Below are 1,531 nucleotides of genomic sequence, written 5' to 3'. Positions count from 1 at the left end.
GCTCGTGTTTTCAGACAGGAAATGAATTCTATGTGCAAAAACATTGTTAATTATATACATAGAGTCTATATTAATCCGTTGTGCGTGATATAATTATAGTATACAATTATCTAATAAAGGAGAATTTAGGATGTTAAAAACATATAAGTTTCGTATATATCCAAACTAACGAACAAATTGAGAAATTTAGCCAGCATTTTGGACATACTCGATTTGTTTACAACTTGTTCTTAGAATTCTCCAATAATGCATATAAGAATACTAAAACGTCTGTGGTTAATTACAATACATGGTGTAAGATATTAGCAATTCTTAAACGAAACGAGAAATTTGAATGGTTGAATGATGTTAATTCTCAATCGTTGCAACAGTCTTTGAAGAATTTGGAGACTAGTTATAAACGTCTCTTCAAGAAACTGAGTAAGCACCCTAAATTTAAAAAGAAATCAAGTAGGCAATCGTTTAGAGTTCCTCAACATATACAATTGTATGAAAATGAAAATAACGATAAATACGGTATTCTATTCGTACCAAAGTTTAAAGAAGGTATTAAAGTAAGAGTACATCGAAAAATAGATCCAAATGCAAAGATAAAAAATTGTACTTTCATTAAAACTACAACAGGTAAGTATTTTGTATCTATAACATTTGAAGTCGAAGGTTCTTACCCCGAAAGATATATAGACTATGAAAACTCAATTGGTATGGATATGGGATTGAAAGATTCTGTTGTATTATCCGATGGAACAAAGTATCCAGCTCCCAAAGTTTTGTCTAAGTACGAAAGGAAATTAAAACACGCATATAAAAAGTTTTCAAGCAAAGAACAAGGTTCTAAGAATTGGGACAAGGCAAAATTAGAAGTTGCTAAAGTACATGAGAAAATTAAGAATACACGAGAGGGTTTTTTACATAAACTAACGAAGGAAATCAGTGAGAACCAAGCTGATGTCTTCGTTGTAGAAACTCTCAACATAAGAGGTATGCTTAAAAATCGTAAACTATCAAAGAGTGTCTCAGATGCAAGTTGGTACAAATTCAAGACGTTTCTAAAATACAAAGCAGAGAGATTAGGTAAGAAAGTAATTGAGATAGGAATGTTCGAACCTTCGTCTAAGGTTTGTAGTGTATGTGGGTATAAGAACGAAGGTTTAAAACTTTCTGATAGAGAATGGGTATGTCATGAATGTGGGACTAAACATGATAGAGATATAAATGCTGCCGTTAATATCAGGCAGTGTGGGATAAAACAGCTAGTCGCTGTATAAACTGACTCTACCCCAGGAACTGGGGGAAGTAAAGCCTTTGGAGACTGTGTAAGACGGGCATTCGTTGCTGCAACGGTCTATGAATTAGGAAGCTTACCTCTTTAGCGGTGAGTAGTTCACAAATCTTTATTTTCAAAAAATAATTTCGCTCACTAACGAAGGCAATATTGTGTTATAATTTAAAAAGCTGGTTTGAGGAGGTAGAAAACGATAAAAGCACATTTTGACAAAGACCTTAGGTCATTAATTGAGAAATCCAATTA

At 33.0% G+C, this 1,531-nt stretch carries 1 protein-coding gene; it reads left to right on the top strand.

Annotated elements, in window-relative coordinates:
• The first annotated feature begins 143 nt into the window (after positions 1 to 143).
• Positions 144 to 1,268: an RNA-guided endonuclease InsQ/TnpB family protein gene (locus tag AA81_RS03830; RefSeq protein WP_342750118.1), complete on the top strand. Its 1,125-nt coding sequence runs from the start codon at positions 144 to 146 to the stop codon at positions 1,266 to 1,268.
• Positions 1,269 to 1,531: the final 263 nt, after the last annotated feature.

Source organism: Petrotoga halophila DSM 16923 (assembly GCF_002924615.1).
Note: the sequence above shows the minus strand (reverse complement) of the source record. Positions and strands in the feature narration are given on the sequence as shown.